At 63.9% G+C, this 24715-nt stretch carries 21 protein-coding genes; 3 read left to right on the forward strand and 18 right to left on the reverse strand.

Annotation, left to right across the window (positions count from 1 at the left end):
- Positions 1–33 precede the first annotated feature (33 nt).
- Positions 34–810, reverse strand: coding sequence for an SDR family NAD(P)-dependent oxidoreductase (locus AB7C87_RS17300; protein ID WP_369730748.1), 777 nt, complete (start codon positions 808–810; stop codon positions 34–36).
- Positions 811–941: 131 nt separating this feature from the next.
- Here AB7C87_RS17300 and AB7C87_RS17305 point away from each other — a divergent pair, with 131 nt between their 5' ends.
- The 3 genes from AB7C87_RS17305 (at position 942) to AB7C87_RS17315 (ending at position 4713) form a co-directional block, all read left to right on the forward strand.
- On the forward strand, positions 942–1706 hold the full coding sequence (locus AB7C87_RS17305) for an SDR family NAD(P)-dependent oxidoreductase (RefSeq protein WP_369730749.1): 765 nt from the start codon (positions 942–944) through the stop codon (positions 1704–1706).
- Positions 1707–1843: 137 nt separating this feature from the next.
- Positions 1844–3313, forward strand: a complete 1470-nt coding sequence (locus AB7C87_RS17310; RefSeq protein ID WP_369730750.1) for an aldehyde dehydrogenase family protein — start codon at positions 1844–1846, stop codon at positions 3311–3313.
- 896 nt (positions 3314–4209) lie between these two features.
- Positions 4210–4713: a PrnB family protein gene (locus tag AB7C87_RS17315; protein WP_369730751.1), complete on the forward strand. Its 504-nt coding sequence runs from the start codon at positions 4210–4212 to the stop codon at positions 4711–4713.
- Here AB7C87_RS17315 and AB7C87_RS17320 read toward each other — a convergent pair.
- From AB7C87_RS17320 to AB7C87_RS17400, 17 genes are all read right to left on the reverse strand, one after another.
- Complete coding sequence (locus AB7C87_RS17320) at positions 4706–5941, reverse strand: outer membrane protein assembly factor BamB family protein (protein ID WP_369730752.1); 1236 nt, start codon at positions 5939–5941, stop codon at positions 4706–4708. The two genes, AB7C87_RS17315 and AB7C87_RS17320, sit on opposite strands and share 8 nt — an antisense overlap.
- A gap of 2 nt (positions 5942–5943) precedes the next feature.
- Positions 5944–6312 carry a DUF3209 family protein gene (locus AB7C87_RS17325; protein ID WP_369730753.1) on the reverse strand — a complete coding sequence of 123 codons (369 nt, stop codon included), beginning with the start codon at positions 6310–6312 and terminating at the stop codon, positions 5944–5946.
- Positions 6313–6327: 15 nt separating this feature from the next.
- Positions 6328–7548 carry a CbiX/SirB N-terminal domain-containing protein gene (locus AB7C87_RS17330; RefSeq protein WP_369730754.1) on the reverse strand — a complete coding sequence of 407 codons (1221 nt, stop codon included), beginning with the start codon at positions 7546–7548 and terminating at the stop codon, positions 6328–6330.
- A gap of 215 nt (positions 7549–7763) precedes the next feature.
- Positions 7764–8483: a cobalamin biosynthesis protein gene (locus AB7C87_RS17335; RefSeq protein ID WP_369730755.1), complete on the reverse strand. Its 720-nt coding sequence runs from the start codon at positions 8481–8483 to the stop codon at positions 7764–7766.
- Entirely contained in the window at positions 8480–8746 is a 267-nt protein-coding gene (locus AB7C87_RS17340) for a ferredoxin (protein ID WP_369730756.1), read from the reverse strand. Before AB7C87_RS17340 ends, AB7C87_RS17335 begins: the two co-directional genes overlap by 4 nt.
- A gap of 19 nt (positions 8747–8765) precedes the next feature.
- On the reverse strand, positions 8766–9803 hold the full coding sequence (gene cobJ, locus AB7C87_RS17345; RefSeq protein ID WP_369730757.1) for a precorrin-3B C(17)-methyltransferase: 1038 nt from the start codon (positions 9801–9803) through the stop codon (positions 8766–8768).
- 8 nt (positions 9804–9811) lie between these two features.
- The gene (locus tag AB7C87_RS17350) at positions 9812–10750 is read right to left on the reverse strand and encodes a precorrin-3B C(17)-methyltransferase (protein ID WP_369730758.1); all 939 of its coding nucleotides are present in this window, start codon (positions 10748–10750) and stop codon (positions 9812–9814) included.
- Positions 10747–11712 (reverse strand): cobalt-precorrin 5A hydrolase, encoded by a 966-nt coding sequence (gene cbiG, locus AB7C87_RS17355; RefSeq protein ID WP_369730759.1) that lies wholly within the window; start codon positions 11710–11712, stop codon positions 10747–10749. Before cbiG ends, AB7C87_RS17350 begins: the two co-directional genes overlap by 4 nt.
- A gap of 524 nt (positions 11713–12236) precedes the next feature.
- Positions 12237–13619: an outer membrane protein assembly factor BamB family protein gene (locus AB7C87_RS17360; RefSeq protein WP_369730760.1), complete on the reverse strand. Its 1383-nt coding sequence runs from the start codon at positions 13617–13619 to the stop codon at positions 12237–12239.
- A 232-nt stretch (positions 13620–13851) separates the two neighbouring features.
- Positions 13852–17091: a DUF7286 family protein gene (locus AB7C87_RS17365; RefSeq protein WP_369730761.1), complete on the reverse strand. Its 3240-nt coding sequence runs from the start codon at positions 17089–17091 to the stop codon at positions 13852–13854.
- Entirely contained in the window at positions 17091–18131 is a 1041-nt protein-coding gene (locus AB7C87_RS17370) for a DUF7284 family protein (protein WP_369730762.1), read from the reverse strand. The genes AB7C87_RS17365 and AB7C87_RS17370 overlap by 1 nt, the downstream gene beginning before the upstream one ends.
- Positions 18125–18619 carry a DUF7285 family protein gene (locus AB7C87_RS17375; protein WP_369730763.1) on the reverse strand — a complete coding sequence of 165 codons (495 nt, stop codon included), beginning with the start codon at positions 18617–18619 and terminating at the stop codon, positions 18125–18127. The genes AB7C87_RS17370 and AB7C87_RS17375 overlap by 7 nt, the downstream gene beginning before the upstream one ends.
- A complete protein-coding gene (locus AB7C87_RS17380) occupies positions 18597–19559 on the reverse strand; it encodes a DUF7283 family protein (protein WP_369730764.1) in 963 nt (320 codons plus the stop codon). The genes AB7C87_RS17375 and AB7C87_RS17380 overlap by 23 nt, the downstream gene beginning before the upstream one ends.
- 107 nt (positions 19560–19666) lie before the next feature.
- Positions 19667–21397, reverse strand: a complete 1731-nt coding sequence (locus AB7C87_RS17385) for a secretion system protein (RefSeq protein WP_369730765.1) — start codon at positions 21395–21397, stop codon at positions 19667–19669.
- On the reverse strand, positions 21394–23319 hold the full coding sequence (locus AB7C87_RS17390; protein WP_369730766.1) for an ATPase, T2SS/T4P/T4SS family: 1926 nt from the start codon (positions 23317–23319) through the stop codon (positions 21394–21396). Before AB7C87_RS17390 ends, AB7C87_RS17385 begins: the two co-directional genes overlap by 4 nt.
- 145 nt (positions 23320–23464) lie before the next feature.
- A complete protein-coding gene (locus AB7C87_RS17395) occupies positions 23465–23929 on the reverse strand; it encodes a DUF7311 family protein (protein WP_369730767.1) in 465 nt (154 codons plus the stop codon).
- Complete coding sequence (locus AB7C87_RS17400; RefSeq protein ID WP_369730768.1) at positions 23926–24663, reverse strand: DUF7310 family coiled-coil domain-containing protein; 738 nt, start codon at positions 24661–24663, stop codon at positions 23926–23928. The genes AB7C87_RS17395 and AB7C87_RS17400 overlap by 4 nt, the downstream gene beginning before the upstream one ends.
- Positions 24664–24715 lie beyond the last annotated feature (52 nt).

Below are 24715 nucleotides of genomic sequence, written 5' to 3' on the forward strand. Positions count from 1 at the left end.
CCACTCGGTCGGTGTTGGATTCGTCGGACGTCCTTACGGCGTCGGCCCCCAGGAGTTCGCCAACCACCCGCCGTCGGCCTGGAGCACTTCGCCGGTGACGAAGTGATCGCCGGCCGCGAGAAACGAGACGCAGTTCGCCATCTCCGCTAACGTTCCGTACCGTCCGAGCGGCGTCCGGTCCCGAATATCGTCGTCGGTGTAGCCAGCCGACTCCTGGGTTTGCTCGGTGATGTCCGTCTTGATGAATCCCGGTGCGAGCGCGTTGACGTGAATACCTTCGTCGGCCCACTCGACCGCGAGACACCGAGTGAGGCTGTTGATACCTCCCTTCGCGGCGGCGTACGGTGTCCGCTTGGAGAGACCCTGTTTGCTCAGCAGACTCGAGACGTTGATGATCTGGCCGCCGTCTCCCTGCTCTATCATCCGAGATCCGGCCGCCTGCGAACAGTAGAACGTTCCGTTGAGATTGACGTCGATCACGCGTTTCCACTCCTCCGGATCGAACGTCTCGGCGTCGTCGATCGTTGTCATTCCGGCGTTGTTGACCAGGATGTCGACGCGTTCGAACTCGTCCGTCGTCCGCTCGAGTAGCGACTGGACGTCGTCGTGCTCGGTGACGTCTGCTTCGATCGGAACGGCGGTTCGACCGTCACCACTGATCTCCTCGGCGGCGGCTTCCGCTCGGTCGCGGGATCGAGAGTTGACGACGACGTTCGCGCCGTCGTCGGCGAGCCGTTTCGCTACTGCCTTCCCGATTCCAGAACTCGAGCCGGTCACTATGGCTGTCTTGCCGTCTATGGATTCTCCCATGTTCTGTCATCCGTCCGTCTCCAAATAAAGCTATCGTCCTCGGTGGCTGGTGAGCGTTCGATTCGTCGGCGGCGCTGGAGAATGTGTCCGCGACCAATACTTTTTTATCCTAAGAACCGCTCCACTGTGGTATGTCGACACCATTGACAGCGCAGGATGTGCTCGTCGTCGGCGGTGCTTCGGGTATCGGCCGGACGGTCGCCCGGACGTTCGCGGACGAGGGCGCTCGAGTCATGATCGCAGATATACAGGAAGAGCCAAAGTCCGACGGCGATCCGACTCACGAGGTTATCGCCGCAGCGGGTGGTGACGCGTCGTTCGTCGACATCGACCTTCGAGATATGGCGTCGGTCCAGGCGGCGGTCGACGCGACTGTCGACGAATTCGGCGGAATCGACACGGTGTTCAACAGCGCGGGTGCGATGACGAGGGGACGAATCGAAGACACCGACGAGGAGGCGATGGAGGTCGTCGTCGACGTCAACCTGGTCGGGCCGATGCGGTTGGCGAAAGCCAGTCTTCCGGTGCTCTCCGAGCGCGAGGGGACGTTGCTCAACATCTCCTCGGAAGCCGCCGAACGAGCGGTGTCTGATCTTCCGGTATACTGTGCTAGCAAAGGTGGAGTCAACCAGCTCACCCGTCAGCTGGCCGTCGAATACGGCGACGAGAAGGTCAATATTAACGCGATCGCCCCGGGGACGACCAAGACCGCGATGAACGAAGAGGTCCGCAAGAACGATCCCGAGTGGGTCGACCGACGCAAGGACGTGATTCCGATCGGAAAGCTGAACGACCCCGAGGACATCGCGAACCTGGCGACGTTTCTAGCCTCCGAGAAGGGTGCGAAGATCCACGGAACGGTCGTGAACATCGACGGGGGGACGACTGCACAGTAATCGCCACAGCGCCACGTATCGCTCACGGATCTGCCTTCCCCGTTCGTACTGGATCGGATGGATCGCCAGATCCGGTAATCGCTTGCGAGCGCTCGTTGTGCGCTCGCTCGGATACTTCGACCACGAAACGATACTGTATGACGACACACCAAATTGACCACCAGATCGACGTCTACGTCGGTGGAAACTGGATCGAAACCGACGGAACGTTCTCGGTTTCGGATCTAACCGACGGGAAAACGCTCGCGGACGTTTCGGCGGCGAGCCCTGCTGTCGCTCGAGGCGCACTCGCCGCGGCGACCGACGCCGAACCGACGATGTCTCGAACGTCTGTCGTCGAGCGCGCGAGGTGGTGTGAGTCGATCGCTGAGGCGGTCGCCGAACGCCGAGCCGAACTCGCGAAAATCATCGTCCGTGAAGCCGGAAAGCCGATTGCATCCGCGCGAAGCGAAGTCGAGAGCACCGTCGAGCGATTTCGGAGAGCGGCCGACGAGGCGCGACTGATCGCGAGCAAGGGAGAGTTTCGCGAGGGATTTACGGACGGACACGAGGGTTGGCAGTCGATCGTCAAGCCCGAACCGATCGGAACGGTACTGTGCATCACGCCGTACAACTATCCCTTAGCGACCGCGGCACTCCAGGTCGCCCCCGCACTCGCCGCCGGAAACAGCGTCGTCCTCAAGCCTGCAAGCGTTGCTCCCGTTTCCACTGCTGTGCTCACCGAGATCGTCGACGGTGTCGACGGCGTTCCCGACGGGGCGTTCAATTACGTCCCCGGGTCCGGAAGCGCGATCGGCGACGTTTTAGCCGGTGACTCCCGGATCAACGCCATCGCGATGACCGGATCGTCCGAGGTCGGCCGCCACATCGCTCGAGAGAGCGCCATCGTGACGCTCCACATGGAACTCGGCGGCAACGCACCGGCGCTCGTCTTCGAGGATGCCGACGTCCAGTCGGTCGCACAGACCTGTGCTGGCGGGGCCCTCAAGTACGCGGGACAGCGGTGTTCGGCGGTCTCTCGAATCCTGGTCGCCGACGCTGTCCACGACGAACTGGTTGTCCGACTCGATCGAGAGATGGAGACGTGGGAGGTGGGTCCGCTGTTCGACGAAGACACCGCAGTCGGCCCGCTGATCAGCGAGACGCACGCCGACCGGGTCGCGACACTCGTCGACGACGCCGTCTCGAGGGGCGCATCTCTCGTCCGAGGCGGTTCTCGTATCGCGCCGGATCACGCCCCCTCGGAACTGGACTCGTTGTTTTTCCAGCCGACGCTTCTAGCGGACGTCCCCCAGGATGCCCGGATTCTCTCCGAAGAACAGTTCGGCCCCGTCGCCGCCGTCACGAGGTTCGACGACAGTACGGAAGCGATCGCTCGAGCGAACGCCTCGGAACTGGCACTCGACGCCGCCGTGTTCACCCAAACGTACGAACGGGCTCTCGAGGTGGCGGACCGTCTCGACGCCGGGTGCGTTCGGATCAACGGCGCGCCGAGTCATGGCCTCGGCGACGTCCCGTTCGGCGGAAACGGCGATTCCGGCATCGGTCGAGAGGGGATCGATACCTCGATCCACGAGTTGATGCGAACCAAGAGTATCGTTCTGTAACCCCTCGAGCGTGTGTTTCTTTCGACTCCGGTGATACGGCGGTAGCCAGTTGTTGGACCTTAAACGTGTACACGCCGCGGTTCTCGCTCACGTTGCGACTCACGGGTCGCCTTTCCCCGTTCGCAGCCGTAGTTCTCATTCGGAGTACGACCCGTCGGTAATCTTCACTCTCTCTCTCTACTCGTCGTCTTTCCTCGTCCACCGGTTTTGAACCGGTTTCCATCATTATGGGACGAAACTACGTTTCTCCTCTGCATTTGAGAATTCAACAACAACCTATATGATGGAAGGATCCACGTTCGAAGGACGTTCAATACCGTTGAACCAGTTCTGCCGAACGATGTGCGGATTACTAGTGTACGGTAGTAAAACTTGTGCGCGAGTGACTCGAGGATCCGTTGTCATTCTCTCCCGTGCGTGCCCCGCCGCGATGGTGGCTTATTGTCTATAATCTGAGGGCTCCCATATTATGTTTTTCATGTAATAAAATCTTGTGGTGGTCCTCGAAGTATGGATACATCCAGATATTGGTGCCCAGAGGGGGACACTCTGCAATATCATTTAGAAATAGCTTACTTAGAAGGATATTACTGCACGTATGAATCGCTATATGAACAATCATTTTCACTCACAAACCCCCGATACGGATATCTGCGATTTGACTTTCCGATTCGCTCGGTACCTGCGCTATATATAACACTTCACTTTTCAATAAATAAATCTGCCATTAGGGCGTATACGTCGCTTTTCACCCTGGGATACCGATCGGACGATTCCCAATCGCCGGGTGGATTCTCGATCCGATCTTCGAAGACCCTCGCATGGTGGTATCAGTTTGATAGCCACCAAGTTCGGAACTTCCGACAGGAGTTCGGAATGACACGAATCAGGACACCGTGACGGAGATCGAAACGAGCCCCATCACCGCCACTCGCGGCTACCTTCCGAGGAGAGACCCCCTCGAGCGCTTCGAGGTGGACGGTCACTCGAGCGAGATCGGATCGTATCTCGGCGGCTTCGATGCGCTTGGGAATGCGCTCCCATCTCGACTCGAGGGCGGAACGATCGAATCGATCGACGAGGACCTCACGTCGCCGCCGAAGGGACTGTTCGACCAACTGAGCCGTCGGGAGACGATACGCGTTTGCAGAATCACCGCGTTTCTGGCCAGCGCGTTCGTCCACGAGACCGAACGCGATCCGGTCGATCGGCCGCCGGCGTCGCTCGCCCGGCCACTGTATCGGTCGTCACGCTGGCTGGGCCGCCGTCCCGTCCTCTCGTACGATCTGCTCTGTCTGCACAATTTCCGTCGACCCGATGGTGGTCACGAGATCTGGATCGACAATCTCGACACCCTTCAGGCGTTTACCTCCCTCGAGCACTCACCCGGAGTCACGTGACCGATCCGATCACGAGCGCGTACTCGCCGCGGACGCACTCGTCGTCGTGATACGCGACTGGTTCTTCGATCGCCGCCACCGTCGCGCCGTCGACGGCCGCCGCGGTCGCGATTCCGTCGAGCCGCCACGTCGCGGTATCACCTGTCTCGAGATCGAACTGCCGGACGGCGTGGGTTGCCGGATCGCGAACCCGGAAGTTCTGTGCACAGGGGGCGACGATGGTCCCTTCGTCGGCAGAGAGGCCGTGTACGAACCCGCGGACGGATTCGTTCCACCGCTGGTTTCCGCCGCGATCGAAGCAGGCGATACGGTGTTCGTTCGGATGGCGACTCCCGGTCTCGCGGCTCTCGAGTGCGTACGTGTTTCCGGTCACGAACGCGACGTCACCGTCGCTCGCGTGGACGTGATTCGGGTACGCGTACAGCGTCTCCTCTCCGATTTCGGTCTCGACCGCGAGGTCGACCTGCCAGCGTTTTTCGCCTCCTGGACCGAGCAGGTAGCCGCGCTTGTCGCCGTGGCTCGCGACGCCGAGGCGGTCGCCGTCGAACGCCACGTCGCCGACCCGCCGATCCCCGTCAGTTCCGGGATCCCACTGCCAGCGGGGCTCGCCGGTTTCGGACTCGAGAACGACGAGTCCGATGTCGTGGTCGCCCAGACAGCGGTTGAAACCCACTGCGAGACGGTTGCCGGCGTCGTCGAGTGCGAGTGCGATCGGCGACGCGTCGGTTTCGTACCGCCAGCGAACCCGTCCATCGAACTCGAGTGCGTAGACCGTACTGTGCCAGCGTCGATCCTGCCCGTTCCGTTCGTACCGTCTGGCGGCGGCGTAGACGACTTCGCGGTCCGCGTCGGTCGCGAGGGAGACGACGTATGGACGCGCGAAGCGGTCATCGCGTTCGGGTTCGCCCACGTCGGCCGCGGTCTCGTAGCTCCATCGTCGCTCGCCCGACTCGAGATCGTAGGCCGCGACCGTCCCACTCTCTCCTCGTCCGGCGACGACGAGAAGATCCCCAACCGCGTCGAGCCCGGTCGCACTTCCGGGGTGGTCGAGGGCCCACCGCTCCGTGAGGGAGTCGCGATCGTAGGCCGAAACCGTCCCGTTCCACCGTCCGACGACGACGAGGTCGTCGGTGAGGTGGACGCTCGAGCGCGTCCACATGTGTCGGCTCCGGGCGCTGTCGATCTCGCCGAGAGAGACGCGCCGGCCGTCGAAGCTGGATTCCGCCATCCTCACTCCTCCGGAAACGTCTCGTGGAGCAGGTCGTGGGCGTCGCCGAGGCCGTCGACGACGCTCTCTCCCTGGACGGAGAGGCGCCGGACGGCCCGCTCCGCGTCGCGGACGGCTAGCAACCGCCCGCGGGTGTAGTCGTACTCCGGATCGTCCGCGTCCATCGTCGCGACGTCCTCCTCGAGGTCGACCAGCGCCGCGTCGAGATGGTTCTCGACGTCGGCCAAGGTTTCGGCGGCCGCGAGGGCGCCGATCGGCCCCTCGAGATGCCCTTCCAGTTCTTTCTCCGCGTGTTCGCGGGCGTGTCCGTCCCCGCCACCGAGGACGTTCATCAGTCCGAGTTTCAGTGCTTCGATTTCGTAACAGCTCATGGATCCAAACCGGACTCAGAGCGTCCGGTCGACGATGTCGCTTACGATGCGGTCCCGCTCGAGGTGGGACGAAACGATCCGTTCGGCGTCCGCGCTCTCGACGCCGCCGTACCAGATCCCGTCGGGGTAGACGGCGACCATCGGTCCGTCCCCACAACGGCCGAGACAGGACGAGCGCGTGATTCGGACGTCACAACCGTCTGCGTCCCGGACGGCTTGTCGCAGCCGCTCGAGGACCGTCGACGATCCCATCTCGGTACAGGTTCGATTCGTACAGACGGCGACGTGTCGATCAACGCCGTCGTGAGCGTGTGGCTCGTCGTCGACGTCCTCGCGGTCGGCGTGGCTCGCCCGGTGGGCAAGCGCCCGCACCATGGCGCGTGCTCCGCCGAGATCGTCCTCGTAGCCGTGCAGGTCGACCTTGTACTTACAGGTGTCACAGGACATCTCGACGCTTCCCGACCGCGCCTCTTGCCAGCGGTCCGCGAAGACCTCGAGTAATCGCTCGTCGGTCCCGAGCGGATCGCCCGCGGCCGCCTCCACGTAGGGGTAGTCGGCGTCGAACTCGTCGGTCCAGTCCCGGACGCGTCGGGTGAGAACGCCGTCGCCGAGCATGTACGGCAGGACGACCACGGCGTCCGGTCGGTGTTTGGCGAGTCCGTGGAGACTCTCCTCGAGCGTCGGTTCGGTGACGCCGACGAACGACGCCTCGACGCGCGAGAACGACCGCCCCTCGTAGAACAGCCGAGCGAGCTTGTGGACGTCGCCGTTGGCGTCCGGATCGCTCGAGCCGCGTGCACAGCAGACGACGGCGACGTCCTCGTCGTCGCGGTCCACCCCGATCGCCCGCTCGACGGCCGCCGCCCGCTCGTCGAGGATCTCGAGGATCGCAGGGTGGATTCCGAGGTGTGCCCCGGCGTCGATCTCGAGGTCGTGGTCCGCCCGCGCTCGCTCGATCGCCAGCGGCACGTCGTTTTTGACGTGGCTCGCGGCGAACAGCGAGCAGTGGACGACAGTCACTCGATCGACGACGCCCGAAAGCCCCTCGAACGCCGCCTCGATCGACGGCTCAGCCAGTTCGATAAACGCCGCGTCGACCGGGATTTCGAGGCGGTTCTCCAGGCCGGCGGCTAACTCGCGAACCTGTTCGTTCGAGCGCTCTCGACGCGAGCCGTGACCGACCAGCAGGACGGCCTCGTCGTCGAATGCGGATTCGTCGTCGATCGTATGGTGCATGGGTCGTGTTCGTTTGGGTATTCGTGTTCTCTCCCTCACTCCTCTCTCCCTCTCGCGCTCTCCCTCACTCCTCTCTCCCTCTCGCGCTCTCCCTCACTCCTCTCTCCCTCTCGCGCTCTCCCTCACTCCTCTCTCCCTCTCGCGCTCTCCCTCACTCCTCTCTCCCTCTCGCACTCTCCCGCTCCGGCGGCGCGCGTGGCGCGCCCCAGCGCGGATTACTCGATCGCCTCCGCCTGCTCGAGGCTGCGCTCGAGCTTTCGCCGGCGGCTGGGGGCGTAGAGCCCGGTCTCCTCGCAGTTTTCGTAGAGCCAGCGCCCGAGGGCGGGCGCGGCGTCGTCGTTGACGCCGAACCAGTAACCGCTCGAGGACGTCTCCGCGAGGTCACCGAGGGGTGTCTCGACCGGACAGCCCGCGAGCAGGTTCCGAACGGTCGAAAGCAGTTCGTCGTCGTCGTGGACGAACGAGATTCCGACCGTTCCCTGCGACGATTTGAAACAGACCGTTCCACAGCCCTCGAGCAGGCCTCGAAGGAGTTCTCTGTCGTGACTCGAGAACGCCCCGAACCGGTAGTTTCCGCGGCCGTCGACCGGCAGTCCGGCGGTCGTCGATCGACCAAACAGGCCCCCTTCGGCCTCGCGGTCGCCGTCGAGGGTCAGCGTGTACTCCTCGGCCGTTCTCGTGATCGACGTATCGTGGGCGTACTCCCGCGTCGTCGTCTCGCGTGCGACGTCGCCGCCGGCGATCGCCAAAAGCGTCTCGGCGGATCGTTCGTCGCTCGTCACGACCTCGAGGCTCTCGTCGGAAACGGTCCCGCTCGCGGCGACGTGGCCCCAGAAGTACGCCGTCGTCGGATGGCCGGCGAGCACGTCTGCGGGCGGCTGGACGCTCAGGAGTGGCTCCCGACCGTTCGATCGGTCGCCGTCGTTGGGACTCATTCGTCTACCTCCCTGACCGCGATTGCGTCCGTCGGGCATGCCGCCGCGGCCTGCCTGGCCTCGTCGATCCGGTCGTCGTCGAAGGTCGCGACGACCCGCTCGGTGGTGTCGACGACCTCGCCGTCGCAGTCGTATATCGGATCGGCGTCGGGATCGATCGTCGCCAATCCGTCCGCCCCCTCGACGAAGCGTGGGTCGCGGGTGAGACAGGCGAAGATGCCGTCGCAGGCGTCCTTTTCGACCGTGATTTCGTACTGTGACATTGGTGATCTCGAGTGGCGTTCAGTAGTCGTACTTCGTCTCGTAGCCCCGCGGCGTCACCATCCGGTCGTCCCAGACGTACGTCTCCTCGTTGCCGACGATGATCGTCGTCGTCATGTCGACGATTTCGTCCTCGCCCAGCGCCTCGAGTTCCGAGAGTTCGGTGAGCAACACGCGTTCGTCCTCCCGACCGGCGCCGTGGACGATTCCGACGGGCGTGTCGGGATCGCGGTGGGCCAGCAGGATCTCACAACACTTTTCGAAATTGTCGCGGCGCTTGCGACTCCACGGGTTGTAGATCGCGATCGTGAAGCTCTCCTTCGCCGCGGCGTGGAGCCGCGATTCGATCTCGGGCATCGGTACGAGGTGATCCGACAGCGAGATCGAGACGGTGTCGTTGACGAGCGGCGCGCCGAGGCGGGCGCCACACGATTGGGCGGCCGGGACGCCGGGAACGACCTCGAAGTCGACCATCGACGCCGTTGCCCCCTTCGACTCGAGAATCTCGAGCGCCAGGCCGGCGAGGGCGTAGACGTTCGGATCGCCGCTGCCGACGATCGCGACGTCGTTGCCCGCGAGCGTGCGGTCGATCGCCTCCTCGGTGCGCGACACTTCGCCGCACATCGGCGTGTCGTACAGTTCGTCGGCCGATTCGGTGATCTCGTCGGGGATGAGGTCGATGTAGGTCGTGTAGCCGACGATGTGCTCGGCCTCGAGCAGGGCCGTCTTCGCGCGGTCGGTCATCCCCTCGGGGTGGCCGGGGCCGAGACCGACCGCGATCAGTTGACCGGGATCGGCCTCGAACTCGTCGGCCGTCGCGCCGACTTTCTCGTCGACGGACTCGCTCTTGCTCGCACTCGAGGCACCGCATGTGCTCGAGGACGGAGACGAACTGGAACTCGAGGCGCCACACTTCGAACTCGACTCGTTCGCGTCGTCGTTCGGATCCGAGGCGCCGCCGCAGTTGGCGGCACTCGAGGAGCCGCGGTTCGCCGAGGAGCCGCAGTTGGAAGTCGATTCGTCGTCAGCGTCGGTGTCAGCGTTGGAATCCGTACTCATGGTGGAACTCAGAAGTCGTCGACGTCACGCCCGCCCCGGGGAGTGACGAGGTACGCTCGGTCGTCGTTTCGCCAGGTCGTGGTCTCGTGGGTGCCGATGATCAGCGAGGTTCCCATCCCCGAGACCTTGTCGTCGTGGTCTTCGGCCTCGCCGAGGGTGGTAATGAACTCGCTTTCGCCGTTTCGGCCGGCGTCGCCCCGTCCGGCGTCGTTAACGATCGCCACGAGGGCGTCGTCGGTACGTTCCTCGCGGACGATCTCGAGCGCCCGCTCGTAGTTGCGCCAGCAGTTGTAGAGGACGATCACGAACTCCGAGACCGCCGCCGCCCGCAACTTCTCCTCGATCTCCTCCCAGCCCCGCCACTTATCCGACAGCGAGACGGTACAGAAGTCGTTACACAGCGGCGCGCCGACGTTGGCCGCGCCGCCCAGTGCCGCCGTTATACCGGGAACGATCTCGATCGGGACGTCCGTTGCGTCGTCCTCTTCGGCCATCGCGAAGACGAGATCGGACTTGCCGTAGACGGATGGGTCGCCGCCCGAGACGTGGGCGACGTCTTTTCCCTCGCGGACGTGATCGAACGCCGCGCGGGTGAGTTCGATCTGTCTGCCCATCGTCGATCGCACGATCTCCTGTTCGAACCCGTCGTCTCGAGTCGCGACTCCATCGTCGTCGACCGCGTCCTCGGACGGGAGCGTCCCGTCCTCTCGGAGGAACGCTTGGTAGAGACTCGAGGCGATCACCACGTCGGCGGACTCGATCACTCGCTTGGCCTTCGCGGTCATCTGATCCGGGAGGCCGGGGCCGATGCCGACGACGGAGAGGGTGCCGTGATCGTCGGGCGTTCCGTCCGACGTTCCGTCGGTCGTCTCGTCGCCGACCGGTCCCAGGTCCGCTTCGCCCTCAGTCTCGGCCGCAGTCTCCGTTTCCGACGCGTCGGAACTCATCGGCTGATCGCCACCGTGACCTCGTTCTCGTAACTCAGTTTCTCGAGGACGAGTTCACCCTCGCGGCTACCGGCGATCGCCGACGCCTCGGAGACGCCGGGCCAGCCGATCAGTTCCTTCGACTTCGAGGGCGTCGGCCCCTCGTGGTCGAGTAGCGTCTCCTTGTCGAAGGTGACGACGCCCAGATCGCGCTCTCGGGCCGCCGCGAGCAGGCCCTCCTCGTCTTCTTTGCGCGTCGCAGTGGCGATGAACTCCACGTCGGCGAACTCGTACTCCGTTTGTGCGAGGGCCTTCGCCCACGCGGCGAGAAACGCCTCCGCGTCGGCGCCGGAGACGCTGCCGGTGCCGATGACGACGCCGTTGTCCGTGTTGCGCTTGAGGACCGTCACGTCGTCGCCGACCAGCACCGCCCGCGGGCCGTCGATCCGGGCGACCGGACCCAGGTTGTCGTCGAGGACGGCGAGGTTCGTCTTGACCGTCGAGTCGCCGTTGACGACGTGGGCGTCCATCGCCTTCGCGCGGGACTCGACGCCCTGCTTGCCCGCGGCCTCGCTCGCGGTCGTCATCGCCGGCACGGCGCCCATGGTCGCTAAGTCCTGTGCGACCTGATTTGCCCCGTGGTGGCCGCCGGTGATCGGGATCGCCCACGTCAGTTCCTCGTCGACGACGCAGATCGCGGGATCGTCCCACTTGTCGTCCAACAGGTGGGCCGTCTTGCGCATCGCGATGCCCGACGCCATCAGACCGACGAAACAGTCGTACTCGCCCCAGAACTCCTCGAAGACGTCACCGTGGTACTCGAGGATGTCGATCGTCTCGTAGCGATCCGCGAGTTCCGCGGCGATCTCCTCGGCTGTCTCCATCTTTCGCTCGAAGGAGACGATCGCGATCTCCTCGGCGATCTCACCGTCCGAATCCGGCGTCGAACAGTGGCTGCCGTCGTCGTCCGCTCCGGAGCTCATCGGCTTCCTCCGTGTCGGTTCAGTTTCGATCGAACGCTCACGGCCGAGACAATGTTCGCCATCACTAATACAAGCTACGTTTCTCATGTGCAATATAGGTTTAGTTCTTGCGGGGAAACCGTCTCGACGGTGGGCCATCCGTCTCGAGCGGGACAGCCTCGTCACGTCGGTACCCTCGTCACTCGATTCGCGCTCGAGGGAACGCTCACACGGAGTGGAAAGAACAAGCGGCGGATGGGGATGTCACGACTATTCGTGTCCCGTCTCGTCGATCCGTCAGCGGTGTCTCCGCTCTGGCGGGACGACAGTCGACGCGTGGTGTTCGAGGACGGTCGCGTCTTCGACGTCTTCGTCGATTGTCGCCGTTTCGGGATCGGTGCCGTTTCATACGGTTTCCTGTCAGTCAGTTCCGGCGCAACCGCCGCCCGGGTCGCGGTTGCAACGGTGGAGTCGCTGTACTCCTCCACCGAGACTCGTCTCACACGGTTCGACTCACCGCCGGTAAATCGGCACAGTAATCCGTATCAGTCGTCTCGCTCGCCGTTCTGGAGACGTCGTTTCAGGAGGTACGCCGACGCCCCCAGACCGGTGACCGCGGCTGGGATGCCAAAGCCCGGAACGCCGTCGTCATCGTCGCCCTCACCGCCGTCTGCTACCGACCCGCTCGGTTGGTCGTCCGATCCGGAGAACAGCCCCGAATCGTCTCCCGACGGTGTCCCGCTAACGCTCGGGAGGTCGTCCATCGACGTGGTCGTCGTCTCGTGGTGGTTGAACGTCCCCAAGAGCACGCGGGAGTCGACGCTGTCGCCGTCTTCTGGATCCGTGACGACTGTCGGCGACCCCCTCGAATACCGATCGAAGTCGGTCTCGAGTTCCCATTCGACGTCGCCAGAACCGGCGTTGATGCCGTACATCGTCTGATCCGATCCGCCGACTCCCGTGTACACCACCCCGTCGTAGACCGTCGGTGACGTATCCCCGGGGGCGATATCGGTGAGTTCCCACCGCGCCTCACCCGTTTCCGCGTCCACTGCGTACAACCCGTCGCCGCCGGTGAAGACGAGTCCGTCGGCCACCGTCGGCGAAACCAGCGATCCGCTCGAGGGTTCGGTGTACGACCACTGTTCGTCGCCTGTCTCCGGATTCAGCGCGTATAGCCCGTCGCCGTGGATGTAGAGCGTGTCGTCGACTATCACTGGCGACGAGGAGCCTTCGATCGAATCCGTCACCGTCCACACCTCCTCTCCAGTTTCTCGGTCGACCGCGTACAGTCCGTCACTGTGGGCAGCGGCGTAGACGGTGTCGCCGTAGACTGCCGGCGACGATTCGACCCAGTCGTCGGCGCCGAAGAACGACCACTCCTCCTCACCCGTTTCCGCGTCTATCGCATTGATCGAGAAGTCTTGTGAGCCGACGTAAACCGTTCCATCGACGACGGTTGGCGACGAATCCACGCGTGCTGTCGGCCTCTCGAACGTCCATTTCTCCTCGCCAGTTGCCGCATCGATAGCATACAGGTCGGTGTCGTTCGCACCGACGTAGACGGTGCCGTCGACGACGGTCGGCGAGGAGCTCACTCGATCTGAGGGGTCGTCGAACCGCCATATCTCTTCACCGGTCGCCGCGTCGAGGGCATAGAGTTGCTCGCGGCCGGAGCCGACGTAAAGTGTTCCATCGACGACAATTGGTGAGGTGCGTGGCGATCCAGGCCCGCTTTGCTCCCAGCGTTTCTCACCCGACAGTGCGTCGACTGCGATGAGATTTCCCGAGTACGTCGAAGTGTAGACGGTTGGGCCCGTCGCGGTTTCGTTCCCTGCGGAACCGGTCGCCGGGGCTGTTCCTGCGACGACGAGACCGGCGCCGATCGCCTGCAGCGCCGATCGTCGTCCGATACGGTTTGTTGTCATCTACTCGCCTCCGTTCCGAGACCGTTTCCAGGGAGGGGGTAACGATGGGTCACGTTTCTTCGGGGAGGTGCCTTCTCTTCCATCTCTCGTTAGTTTGTTCCAAAACTCCCGATATTAATCTATCCACTGTGGTTGAATTATAACGGGGGTAGTATTTCTTGATAGGATCGCGTCGATCACCCCTCCAGAAGGGACGATCGAATCGAGTCGAATCCGCCATTGCACGTCACCGTCAGTCGAGTTCCGGGAAGTCGCATTCGTCTTCGATCGTCTCGTTGGCTTCCTCACTATCGAAGTCCGGGCCGACGTGGTCCCACGTCGGAGAACACGCTGTCTGTCCGGTACGACTTGGATACGTATCTGCGACCGAAGGAATTCCACTGCCTCGAACGACCCCACCCGGCATGATGACGATAACTTCGGTGGAACTCTCGAACGTGATCGGTTCATTCGTTCCGAGTTCCACCTCCGAGCCGTCGTGGAGTTCGACGTCGACCGGTCGGTGTTCGCGAACGTAGGTCAACCGCTCTGCGTCCGCGGGACTACCGACCGAGGCGCTGACCTCGAAGCGAGCGTACTCCCCTTTGACCGTGCTGTTCCAGGTGTTGACCTGGAAGAACCAGAACTGCGGCGGATAGGGCGTGATCGGGACACCCGGCCACGGCGCTCGGTTATCACTCTGGATCGTCATCGGAACGTGCTCCGTCTCGGTGTCGAAGTCGGTGACCGTCGCACCCTCGGGGCGTATCGCCGGATCCTGATCCCGACTGACGTTCTCGTGGGTCATGTACGTCGGGGATCCGGACACCTCGTATTGGGCCTCGTCGAGTACGGGTGAGCCCTCTATCTCCCCCGGATCGTAGTCGACGTCCGCGTTCACCGTGTCCTGTGCGAACCCGAGAATGTCGTCCGCACCGTCGGTCGCGCCGCCGCCCATCTCGTCGATCTCGTCCTCGAGATCCTCGACCTGGTCTTCGTACTGTTCGCCGATCTTCTCGATGTAGAAATAGAGACGGTCGAAGTACGCCTTCCGGACCTGTGCTGTCAGGTACTCTCCCGGCGTCTCGAACTCCCCGTCCGACGCACCGTCCGAGAGATTCGCATAAACGAAGTCGTCCTCTTCCGCCTGAATGTGATCGATGGCGCCGGTGATCGGTTCCTCGTCGGAATCCAGTAGGTCGGTTCGGTCGACGGTGTACGCGTTGTCTTCCTCCTGGGCCCACTCGTAAAACTCGCCGTGGGTGTCTTCGAGTTCGCTCTCGAGATCCTGGATTAGATCCTCCGCCTGGGGGTCGAGTTCCACCAGTTCGTAGTCCTCGTCGAACGAGTCGGACTCGACTGCAGTTTCGAACTCGTCTTCGACGTCGCTTCTGCTATCGACTTCCCCACCGATACTTTCGACGTCATCCCTGAGGTCAGATTCGATCGTTTCGTAGGACTCGGCGGCCGTCGCGTCGACCGGAGCGGTGCGAAACGCCCAATGGAAGTTCGTGCCGCTTCCGACCTCGACGCGGTCGTCTTCGACGTCGTCTAGTTCGTGCGTTCGGTAGTCGTACTCGATGGTCGGATTCTGGTCGATCTCGAACTCATCTTCGTAGTAGAGTCCTTCCTCGAAGAAGTCGTACGTCGATTCGATTTCGACGTCGGTTACGACTCGCAACTCTCCGTCGTCCGAAGTGGTGTCCTCCGCCTGTTCACCGTACTCGGCCGCCATATCGGGTTCGTCGTGAACCCAATCTGTTTCCCCATCGAGTTCGACGTCGGCGACGACTTCGATCTCGTGAATCGTGTCTCCGTCCGGTTCAGGGTGTGGAATGTGGTTCGTACGGACGATGTCGACGTCCGAAATATCGACTGTCGTTTCGTCTTCCGAATAGTTGTCGTGAGGTTTCTCCGGGTTCGGAAAACTCCCACTCGAGTCCGCGTCTATGTCCCTGTCGACGTCGAGATCGTAGAGATCTCTTGTCATGGTTCCGATGGTCCTATTTTTGTCGTCGTTGACGTCTGGCGGATCTGCCTCACCTTCGATCGACTCGTTGACCTCGTCCTGGTACTCGTCGTCGGCGTTGTCGACGATCTCGCCGGTCTGTTCGACGAACAGTTCGGCTTGGTCCACGTAGACTTCCGATTCGTCGAGTAGTGCGGTCGTCTCGTAGTAGGTGTAGGAGACTTCGCCGGATTCGGCGAACGGAACGTTCTCTTCTTCGTCCATGACCTCCATCTCGTCGATCCCGCTCCGGAGTAGTTCCGATGGCTCCGGTACGTCCGGCAGATCGCCACTGGCCGGATCGCCGAATAGCCACTCCTGAACCTCACCGCCGTCACAGAGTTGCTCCTCGATGTCGATCGACTCACCGTCTCGATCCCCGCCTTCGACCTCGACTTCGCCACCATCGAGCCCCGCATCTTCCTCGGAGACTACGTCGGAGCCACCACTACTGCTGCTCCCCCCGCTTCCGCTGCTGCCACCGCTACCGCCGCTCCCACCGGACCCTCCCGTCCGTTCCATTTGATCGATAATTTGGTACGCCATGCAGATGTAGCCCGGTCGCATGGTGCGATCGGCGTACGGATCACGGGTCCCGAAAACGTCGTGTTGGACGTCGAAGATCGCGTCGTTCATCATGACCTCCGTGTGTTCTGGCTCGAGCACCCGATCGAAATCGTGGCTGTCGGGCCCCCTCGTTTGCTGGAACCGATCCCAACCTGCTTTGAAATACGCGAGGAGGTACAGCCTGGCCGCGGAGTGTTGGCCGAGCCCCGAGAGCTCGCTGTCGACGCCACCGTCGAGGAAATCCTCGCTGAGCTGACTCTCGTACTCCTCAGTTCGGTCGTGGAGTTGCATTACCGGCGAACCGACCGTCACCGAGATCGGTCGGGTCTCCGTCGGCGTCGCCGTTCCCTCGACGTCGGCGTCGATCTCGACGTCTTCGATCGTCACCTCGAGTAGCCCGGGCTCGAGATCCGTATCGGGATCGTCGCCGATCACCAGGTCCACTCTGTCGATCGCCTCGTCGGGCGTGATCTCGTCGTCTCCGGAACCGTCCGCGGTCACCTTCGGCATCGAGACCGTCGTTTCGGCTTCTGGACCGACCGTCTGTCCGGCCGCAGGCAACCGATCCGACGCCTCGAGGTAGATGAGCAGTTTGAGGTAGTTCTCGAAGCTGTCGGAGTCGCTCGGGTTGATCGCGTCGACGCCGTTGTCGTCGCTGACGTTCTCGAGCGGTGCGCTCACCGCGGCGTGACTCGCGTCGACGGCGGCCGTCCGGAGCTCCGACTGGGCCGCGGTCGTGCTCCGGTCCATGATCAGGTCGACGTTTCGGTCGACGACCGGATCGGAACGTTGCTCGAGCGCCCCGATGACGCCGACGCTCGCGACGAGCAACAGGACTGCGATCATAGCAAACGGGATGCGGGCTCTGTCGTCGTCGGCGATCGATACGGTTCGGGGTCGTCGGTTTCGTCTGGTCATTATTCGGTTGCCTGGACCGTCAGGTCCGCGGTTTCGATCGACACGTACTCTTCGAGGTGCGGTTCGGCTTCGGTCACGAACTCGTCTTCGCGCGGGCTGGGACGAAGATCGTCGTACGTTTGCTCGAGATCGTCGGAGATTTCGTGATCCTCCATGTCCTCGGCGACCGTCTCCGCCAGCGCTTCGGCGAGCAGGTCGTTCGCATCCTCGGCGTTCGCGTCCGCGCCGGTGATCTCGTCGTTGACCTCGTCGCGCAAACTCTCCCCGCCGATCGCCAGCGCGAGCTTCCGGTAGTCGTACGTCGTCACCGCGTTCTCGGTGAGCGTCGACTCCAGGGTGTACTGGGTCTCGGCGACGGGGAACATCGCGTCGACGATCATCGCCGCGAGCGCTTCCGCGGCGGACTCGAGGCCGTCGCCGCTCGAGCGCTGCGCGTTGTGGTACGCGGTAGCGATCTCGCCGTGGTCGGCTCCGGCCATTTTCGTCGAGACCGTTGCGCTCGTACTCGAGACGTCGTCCGACGGCGGCGGAGCGGTCCCGCTGGTCGCGGTTCCGCTGATCGAGCTCTCCTCGTAGGGCTCCCACGTCGCGACGGCGTAGATCGAGTCGTCGGCGCCGATGAGCTGTCCCTGGATGGCGGCGTCGACCGACTCCTCGACCTCGTAGCTGTAGGCAAACGGTTGCGTGCCGTCGTACTCGACGTTCACGATCGCCGCTTCGACCAGGAGGGCGCTTCCGGACCCGTATCTCGTAATCCGGTACGCGTCGGGCGTCTCGTCGGGTTCGTACCCCTCGGGAATGTCGAACTGGTCGGTCTCGTCGACCGCCGCGACGCCGGATTCGTTCGCGACCCGTAGGTCGTAAGTGATCGTCGCCGTCGACCCCGTCACCGTCTGGTAGGCTCGATCGGCGCGGTCGCCGTCGACCGATCCGACGTCGGTGTGGAGGTAGATCCCGATCATCAACACGCTCGCGCTGATGATCAACAGCGCGAGCGAGACGTCCATCACGGTCGAGATCGCCCGGTCGCGACTCACCATACTGACACCCGAAGCGTTCCGGACCGGACGTCCGCCTCGTTCTCGACGGCCACCGGAATCGACTGCGTCGCGACGCTCGCGTCGTCAGGGATGCCGTCTTCCTCGACGTAGGACTCGAGTTCGCGAACGTCGGCGTTGCTCGTCTCTCGGGGATATCCTTTCGGGAACCCGGCCTCGGCGACCGCCCGCTCTTCGTGGCCGTCGACGGCGATCACCTCGACGTAGACGGTCCCGTCTGCCGGGAGCGAGTCGCCGGCCACCAGATCGTCGATGTCGTCGCCGTTGTCGTGGGCGTGAAACACGCCGTCGTCCTCGACGTCCTGCCAGATCCGGTCGATCGTCCGGTCGGCCGTGACGGCGTCGCTACTGGCGGGAAACAGCCCCTGAAAGAACACCGCGAAGAGTCCGATACCGACGACGAACAGTCCGACCGCGAAGATCGCGGCGATCGGCTCGGTCTGCGCTCTAGACGATGACCAACGTGACATGGTAGTTTCCTCCGTCTGAACGTTCGATCACCGAATCGTCGTGATCGAGGTCGAACTCCCGCTCGATCTCGTTGTCCCAGTGTTCGTGGCCCTCGAGTTCGAGGTCGTCGTACTCCCACGTCTCCGCTGGCAACTCGCCGTCGCCCTCGAACTCGACCGTGAACTCGACGGGTTCTGATGCCGGCCTATGAATCGTGCCGGACCGGACCTCGAGCGGGATTTCACCAGACCCATCCCCGAACGTCTTCGAGTCACTTTCGTCGAAATCGCTGCTGCCGGGTAAACCGCTACCGGCGTAATCACCCTCGATGTGGAACTCGACTTCTCTGTCTTCCAGCCCGTCGTAGCGGAACTCGACTTCGCGGATATTATCTCCGGTGATTCTCGGCTCGCCGGGTAACGAGTCCGTCTCCGTCACTTCGACTTCCGCGGACTCCGTCAGCGGTTCGAGTTCGTCCACGCCGGTGTCGACGGCGACCTTCCGGGCGGTCAGTTCGCCCTCGGCGAGGATCTCCCGACCCGTGTTGTCGGCGAACGCGTCCTCGACGTCGTTTTCGAACGTCTCGAGGGCGTGCGTGTCCGGATCGGCGATCTCGTCCGCGTATTCGTCTTCGAACGACGTGCCGTACGTGAGGTTCTCGAGTCGCTCGTTGCCGTTTACCGGAACGACGACGCCGTAGGAGAAACTCGCGTGGGAGGTCCCGTGGTCGCTTTCCATCGTGATCGTGGTGTGATCGATCGTCACCACGTCGGCGTCGTGTCCGTACGTCGCACTCGAGGCGTACTCGCTTCCCGTCGCCCCCTCGATCGTGTTCGCCGCCTGCTGGGCGTCCGGCGGCGGCGCCGTCGAGACTCCCAGTACGAGGCCCGCCAGCGCGACGCTGATGATCGCCGTCGCGAGAAAGACGTACCAGGCGTCCACCGGGGCCTCGAAGTCCATACCGACCTTGTGCCGCGTTGGTATTTAAACATTGGCGGTTGAATTATCGCTGTAATGCAAGATAACATCCTGTCGACTCGAGGGCCGAACGCGGCGTCTGTCGGCGATCACATCGGCTGGACGAGGACGATATCGATCAGCGCGACGGTGAGTACGAACAGTACCATCGACGAGACCAGCGTCCGACCGATGTGGTAGCCAAACAGCGTTCGATCCATTCCGTACCGAAGCGCGTACGAAAGCGGCGTCATGATACACGCGAGCAAGATCAAGTAGACGGCGACGACGACCCCGAGTTGCTCGATCGGAAGCGTTGCCGCATCGGCCATGCCGTCGATCGCGGTGAAGTCCTCCGCGGTGAGCATTCCCGCCATGCCGACCGTCGCACCGCCGACCATGGGACCGAAGTACGCGGCCGTGTTGTCGAGCGTGCTCGTCACCTGCACGAGTTCTCGCTTCGTCTCGGCTTCGACCTCCTCGAGTTCTTCTAGGTGGTCGGCCATCGAGACGATCGCTCGCCCCGCCGGCTTCCCCTCGTCGCCGGCGATGGCGAGCAGTGCGGCCATACTGTGTGCACGCTGGCTCGGGACGTCCCGCAGTGCGCCGTAGGGGCCGAGAAACGCCTCCTCGACGCTCGTGTGGAGTCGTCGCTGTACCCCGGCGGCGTGTTCAAAGACTTCGCCCGTCTCCGCGGGGACACGATCCGCGGCGAGGTCGATCGCGGACTCGACGGACTCGCCTTCTGCCACCTGTCGCCCGACGATGTAGAGCGCGTCGGTCAGGTGCGCTTCGACGTCTCGAACGTAGTTTCGGAGCGTGAGGACCGGCCCGTAGACGGCGAGTAGCGCGGCGCCGACACCGGCGCCGACCGCGACGACCTCGGCGAGATAGGCCGGCCCGACCGCCGTGATCAGTACGTAGAGGACCGCCGCGGTACCGACGCCCCACAGCGTTCGAAGCCAGAGTCGATCCGGGAGTTCGGGGTGGTCTCGATCGATCGTCGGCGGCGGGAACGCGACCGGACGCCGGACCAGAAGCCACAGCGACGCTCCGATCAGTCCCGCCGGTAAGACGACGTTGTAGAACAGGACGAACATCCAGATGTTGAGGCCGACCCCAGCCATCGGCGCGGCGGGAACGAGCGCGATCAGCGCAAGCGGAAGCAGGATGCCGAACGCGAACAGCATCGTCGTCGGCGCACGGATCGACGCGGTGAACTCGGCCATCTGGGTCCGCGTTCCATCGAGAATCGCGATCAGCGCGCGATCGAGCGTTCGGCCACGTTCCCCCTCCGGAGCATCCTGTGCCGTCGCCAGGAGCGTCGACGACCGTCTGAGCGCGGGAAAGTGCTCCGCCCACTCCTCTGCGAACGAGAGTAATCCGGCGTGGGGCGTCCCCTTCGACCGGTTGAAGTGCGCCTCGAGGCTCTTCGAGAGGGGACCGTCTCCGGTTTCGGAGGCGAATCGGATCGCGTTCTCGAGGGACGGCTGGATCTGCATGCGCAACACGGCACGACCGATGAGGTTGGGCGTGTCGCCGAGCGCTTCCGTTCGGCGAAACGCCGCGATCAGGTGGGGAAGGGAGTGGACGGCGTGAATCGATCCGACCGCGGCGGTGAGGACGAACACGGCGATAAAGAGGACCGGGATGTCGAAGAACAATAACGGAACCGGGACCAGCGCGCCGATTCCTCCGGCCCCGTAACCGGCTCTGACGACCGTTTCGGCGTCGTAGGATGCGTCGATAAACCGAACCGAGTCGACGAGTTCGTCGCTCGCGTCGACGTCGTAGGGGTAAAGTCCGGCGAGTCCGTGGACGGCCGCCGCCTGGATTGTCACGCCTGTGACCTCCCGGTGTACGCCGTGGCGACCTCTTCCGGCGTGACGCGGCCGTCCTCCGCCAGGGTCTCCATCAACTCCGCCCGGTCGGCGATCGCCGCTCGCACGTCGGCGTACTCCTCGGTCGGGCCGGCCATCGCGTTGACGAACCGGCTCTCCCCGCGGTCGATCCGACCGGTCGCCACCGCCTCCGTTCCGTCGAGTTCGTACAGCGATTCGAACCAGATTTCGTCGCCGTGACCACAGACCTCCTCGATCCGGGCGACGCGGCGACTCCGTCCGCTCGGCGTTCGATAGGCTTCCACCGTGACGACCAGATCCGTCGCCCCGAACGACGACGGTTCCACCTTGAGGTCGGAAACGACGCGCTCGTAGACTTCGGTCGCGCCGTCGCCGTGGATCGTCCCCAACACCGCGTTCGCGTTCGCGCCGACGCGCATCGCCTCGTAGAGGACCCGCGCCTCCTCGCCGCGAATTTCGCCGACGACGAGCGCCCCGTCGCCGAGTCGCAACGCCGTCCGCAACGCGTCCGCCGGCGAAATCTCCGGTCCGTCGCCCGTCCCGGTACGGAGCGCCTGCACGTCTCGGCCGACGGCCTGTAACGGGCTGGACGGAAGCTCCGGCGTGTCCTCGATGACGACCGTCCGGGTGTCCGGGGTCACCTCGTAGAGTAACGTCCCGAGAAGCGTCGTCTTCCCGGATCCGCGGGTTCCGGCGATCAACGTGGCCGCGTTGCGTTCGATCGCCGTCGAGAGAAAGCCTGCGACCGCGGGAGACATCGTCCCGTTGGCGACGAGTCCGGGCAGGGTGAACCGGTCGTCCGAGTGTTCGCGGAAGGCGAAGCCGATGCCGTCGGCGACCGGATCCGTGACGCCCGCGATCCGAAGCCCTCGACCGTTCGCCAGCATCGCCGTCGCGTCGATCGTCGGTTTGGCCCGCGAGAACGCCCGCCCGCTGGTCCGTCTGACCCGCGAGGCGAGTGCCTTCGCACCGGTCTCCGTGAGGTGAACGTTGGTCTCCATCGCGACCCCGTCGAGTTCGACCCGGAGCGGATTCGCGGTCACCGGTGAGGTCACGTAGACGTCCGTCACCTCCGGATCGGCGAAGAGGTCCTCCAGAATCCCGTACCCCTCGGTGTGCTTCTCGAGAACCGACGTCAGCGTCGGCTCGACCGGCTCGTCGGAGACGAACTCGATCGCCCGCGACGGCGCCCGATCGCCTTCGACCCACCCCTCGGCGATCGCTTCGTAGCCGTCGACGACGAGTTCGCGCTCGGCCGGCGAAAGCGAGAGGTCGAGAATGTCGAGGACGTAAAGCGGCAACTGCTCCTCGCGCTCGTAGATCCGCGCCGTACTCCCCGTCTCGAGTTCTCGAACGTCCTCGAGGCGGGCGATTCCGTCGATCGATCGTTCGACGTAGTAGTAGGCCACTTCCAACCCGACCCGCGGCGAGAACACCGCCGCGTAGTCGTCGACGCCGGTGACTTCGTTCAGGAGACCGGATTCGATCGCGACGTCTCCGACCGCGTCGACCCGCGTCTCGAGGCCCGCCGAGGCGCCGATCGGGTCTCTGGCGATCTCCCGTGCGAGCACCTCGTCGCGCTCGCCAAGCAGTTCGACGAATCGACCGGCCGCGCCCAGGAACGCGGTCTCGTCTCGGTCGTACCGGTGTTTTAACCCGTCCGAGTGAACGACGATCGCCTCCGCTTCGCGGTCGGCCAGCCGTTCGACGACCGACTGGCGACAGTCCGGCGACTGGACGAGGTCGCCGCTACACGCCGACGCGTCGACGAGCAGGGTTCGATCGTCGAACTCGAGTTCACAGTCACACTGGCCGTGACTCGACTCGCCTCCGAGCAACCCCTCGAGGCCGATCTCGGAGAGCAGTGTTCGAACCGTCCCCCCGGCCTCGTCCGATGACATACCCGATCTGTCCCGCCTTTCGATTTAAAATTATACACCCGGTTGGGCGATGATTGTGATCGATGACTCCCGTCGAGTGGACCGACGAGCTTCCGCGATACCGGGGTGCCTACGGCGTCTCGAACCGCTCGACTCCTGGGGCGATTCACGGGGGTTCGGCGACGACGACCGGATCTCCGTGTTCGTCGGGTAACAACACGAGTCGGAGCTCCTGGATTCCAGTCTCTCCGAGTTCCGTCGTCCGGTTTGCGGTGCGATCGTGGTAGACGATTCGTCGATCGACGACCTCCTCGTTGGTCGTTCCGTCGTCGAGCGTGTATCGGGCGATGCTCGCATCCGCGCCGTCGACCGGTTCGATCTCGAAGTGTGCGACGCCTTCCGTCGTCAGCGACGGTGCTGGTATCGTGAACTCGACGACCCGCTGTGGGTTCGGGTGGTCCGCCGGGGAGACCTGCTCGTTCGTCTGGAGTTCGTCCGCCGCCGCCTCGATGTCCGAAATCGCCGTCTGTAGCTCCCGCTCGGAGTTCGCGGGCGACGCCTGATCGAGAGCCATCCCCGCCAGACCGAGCAACGCGACCGTCAACAGGGCCGCGAGCACGTACCGAATCATCCCAGTCGCGACCGGATGGAACCGAACAGTCCGTCGCCGTCGTCCGACGACGACTCGGCGTCGGTCGACGTTCCATCGCCGCTCCGTGAGGACTCGTCGTCGAAGATGGACAGTTCCGACTCCGATTCGTCCCCGTCTCCGTCGGTCCGTTCCTCGGCTCCTCCGTCGCCGTCGACCGCCGAGTCGACGACGGACTGATTCGCCGCCGAGACCGGCCGATCGGCACCGTCGTCGACGTACGACTGCGATTCCTCGTCGAGGACGTTCGCGACCGACTGCTCCGGCTTTGGCCGGGTCACTCCGTCGGCGCTCCCGAACTGGAAGGCCGCGCCGCCTTCGTCGTTCGACCCGTTCTGTTCGTCCGCGCTACCGGATCGCTCGTCGTCCTCACGTTCCGCATCGTCCTCGAGGAGCCCACCCGCCACGTCGTCGAGTTCGACCTCGAGCGCCTCGACGCGTCGCTCGAGTCGGTCGACCGTGGCGACCGCCGTGGCCGACTGGCGTTCGACGTCGTCGTTGATCGACTCCACGTTGCCGACGTAGCCTTCGATCGACTGTACGGCTCCCTCGAGGTCGGCGAGGCGTCGCTCGTGTTCTTCGACGCGCGTTTCGAGTTCGGAGACCGTCTCGGCGAGCGCGGTCACTTCCGCCAACTCGTCGAGGTCGATGTCGCCGTCGACGACGACCCGCTCGACGGCGGACAGACGCTGCTCGAGTCGGTCGGTGTCGGTCATACCGTCGTTGTGCCGCGTTCACACTTAAATTTCGACAGGTGGTCGTCTCGTA

It is taken from the genome of Natrarchaeobius versutus (assembly GCF_041205745.1).
In the GTDB taxonomy this organism is placed as follows: domain Archaea; phylum Halobacteriota; class Halobacteria; order Halobacteriales; family Natrialbaceae; genus Natrarchaeobius; species Natrarchaeobius versutus.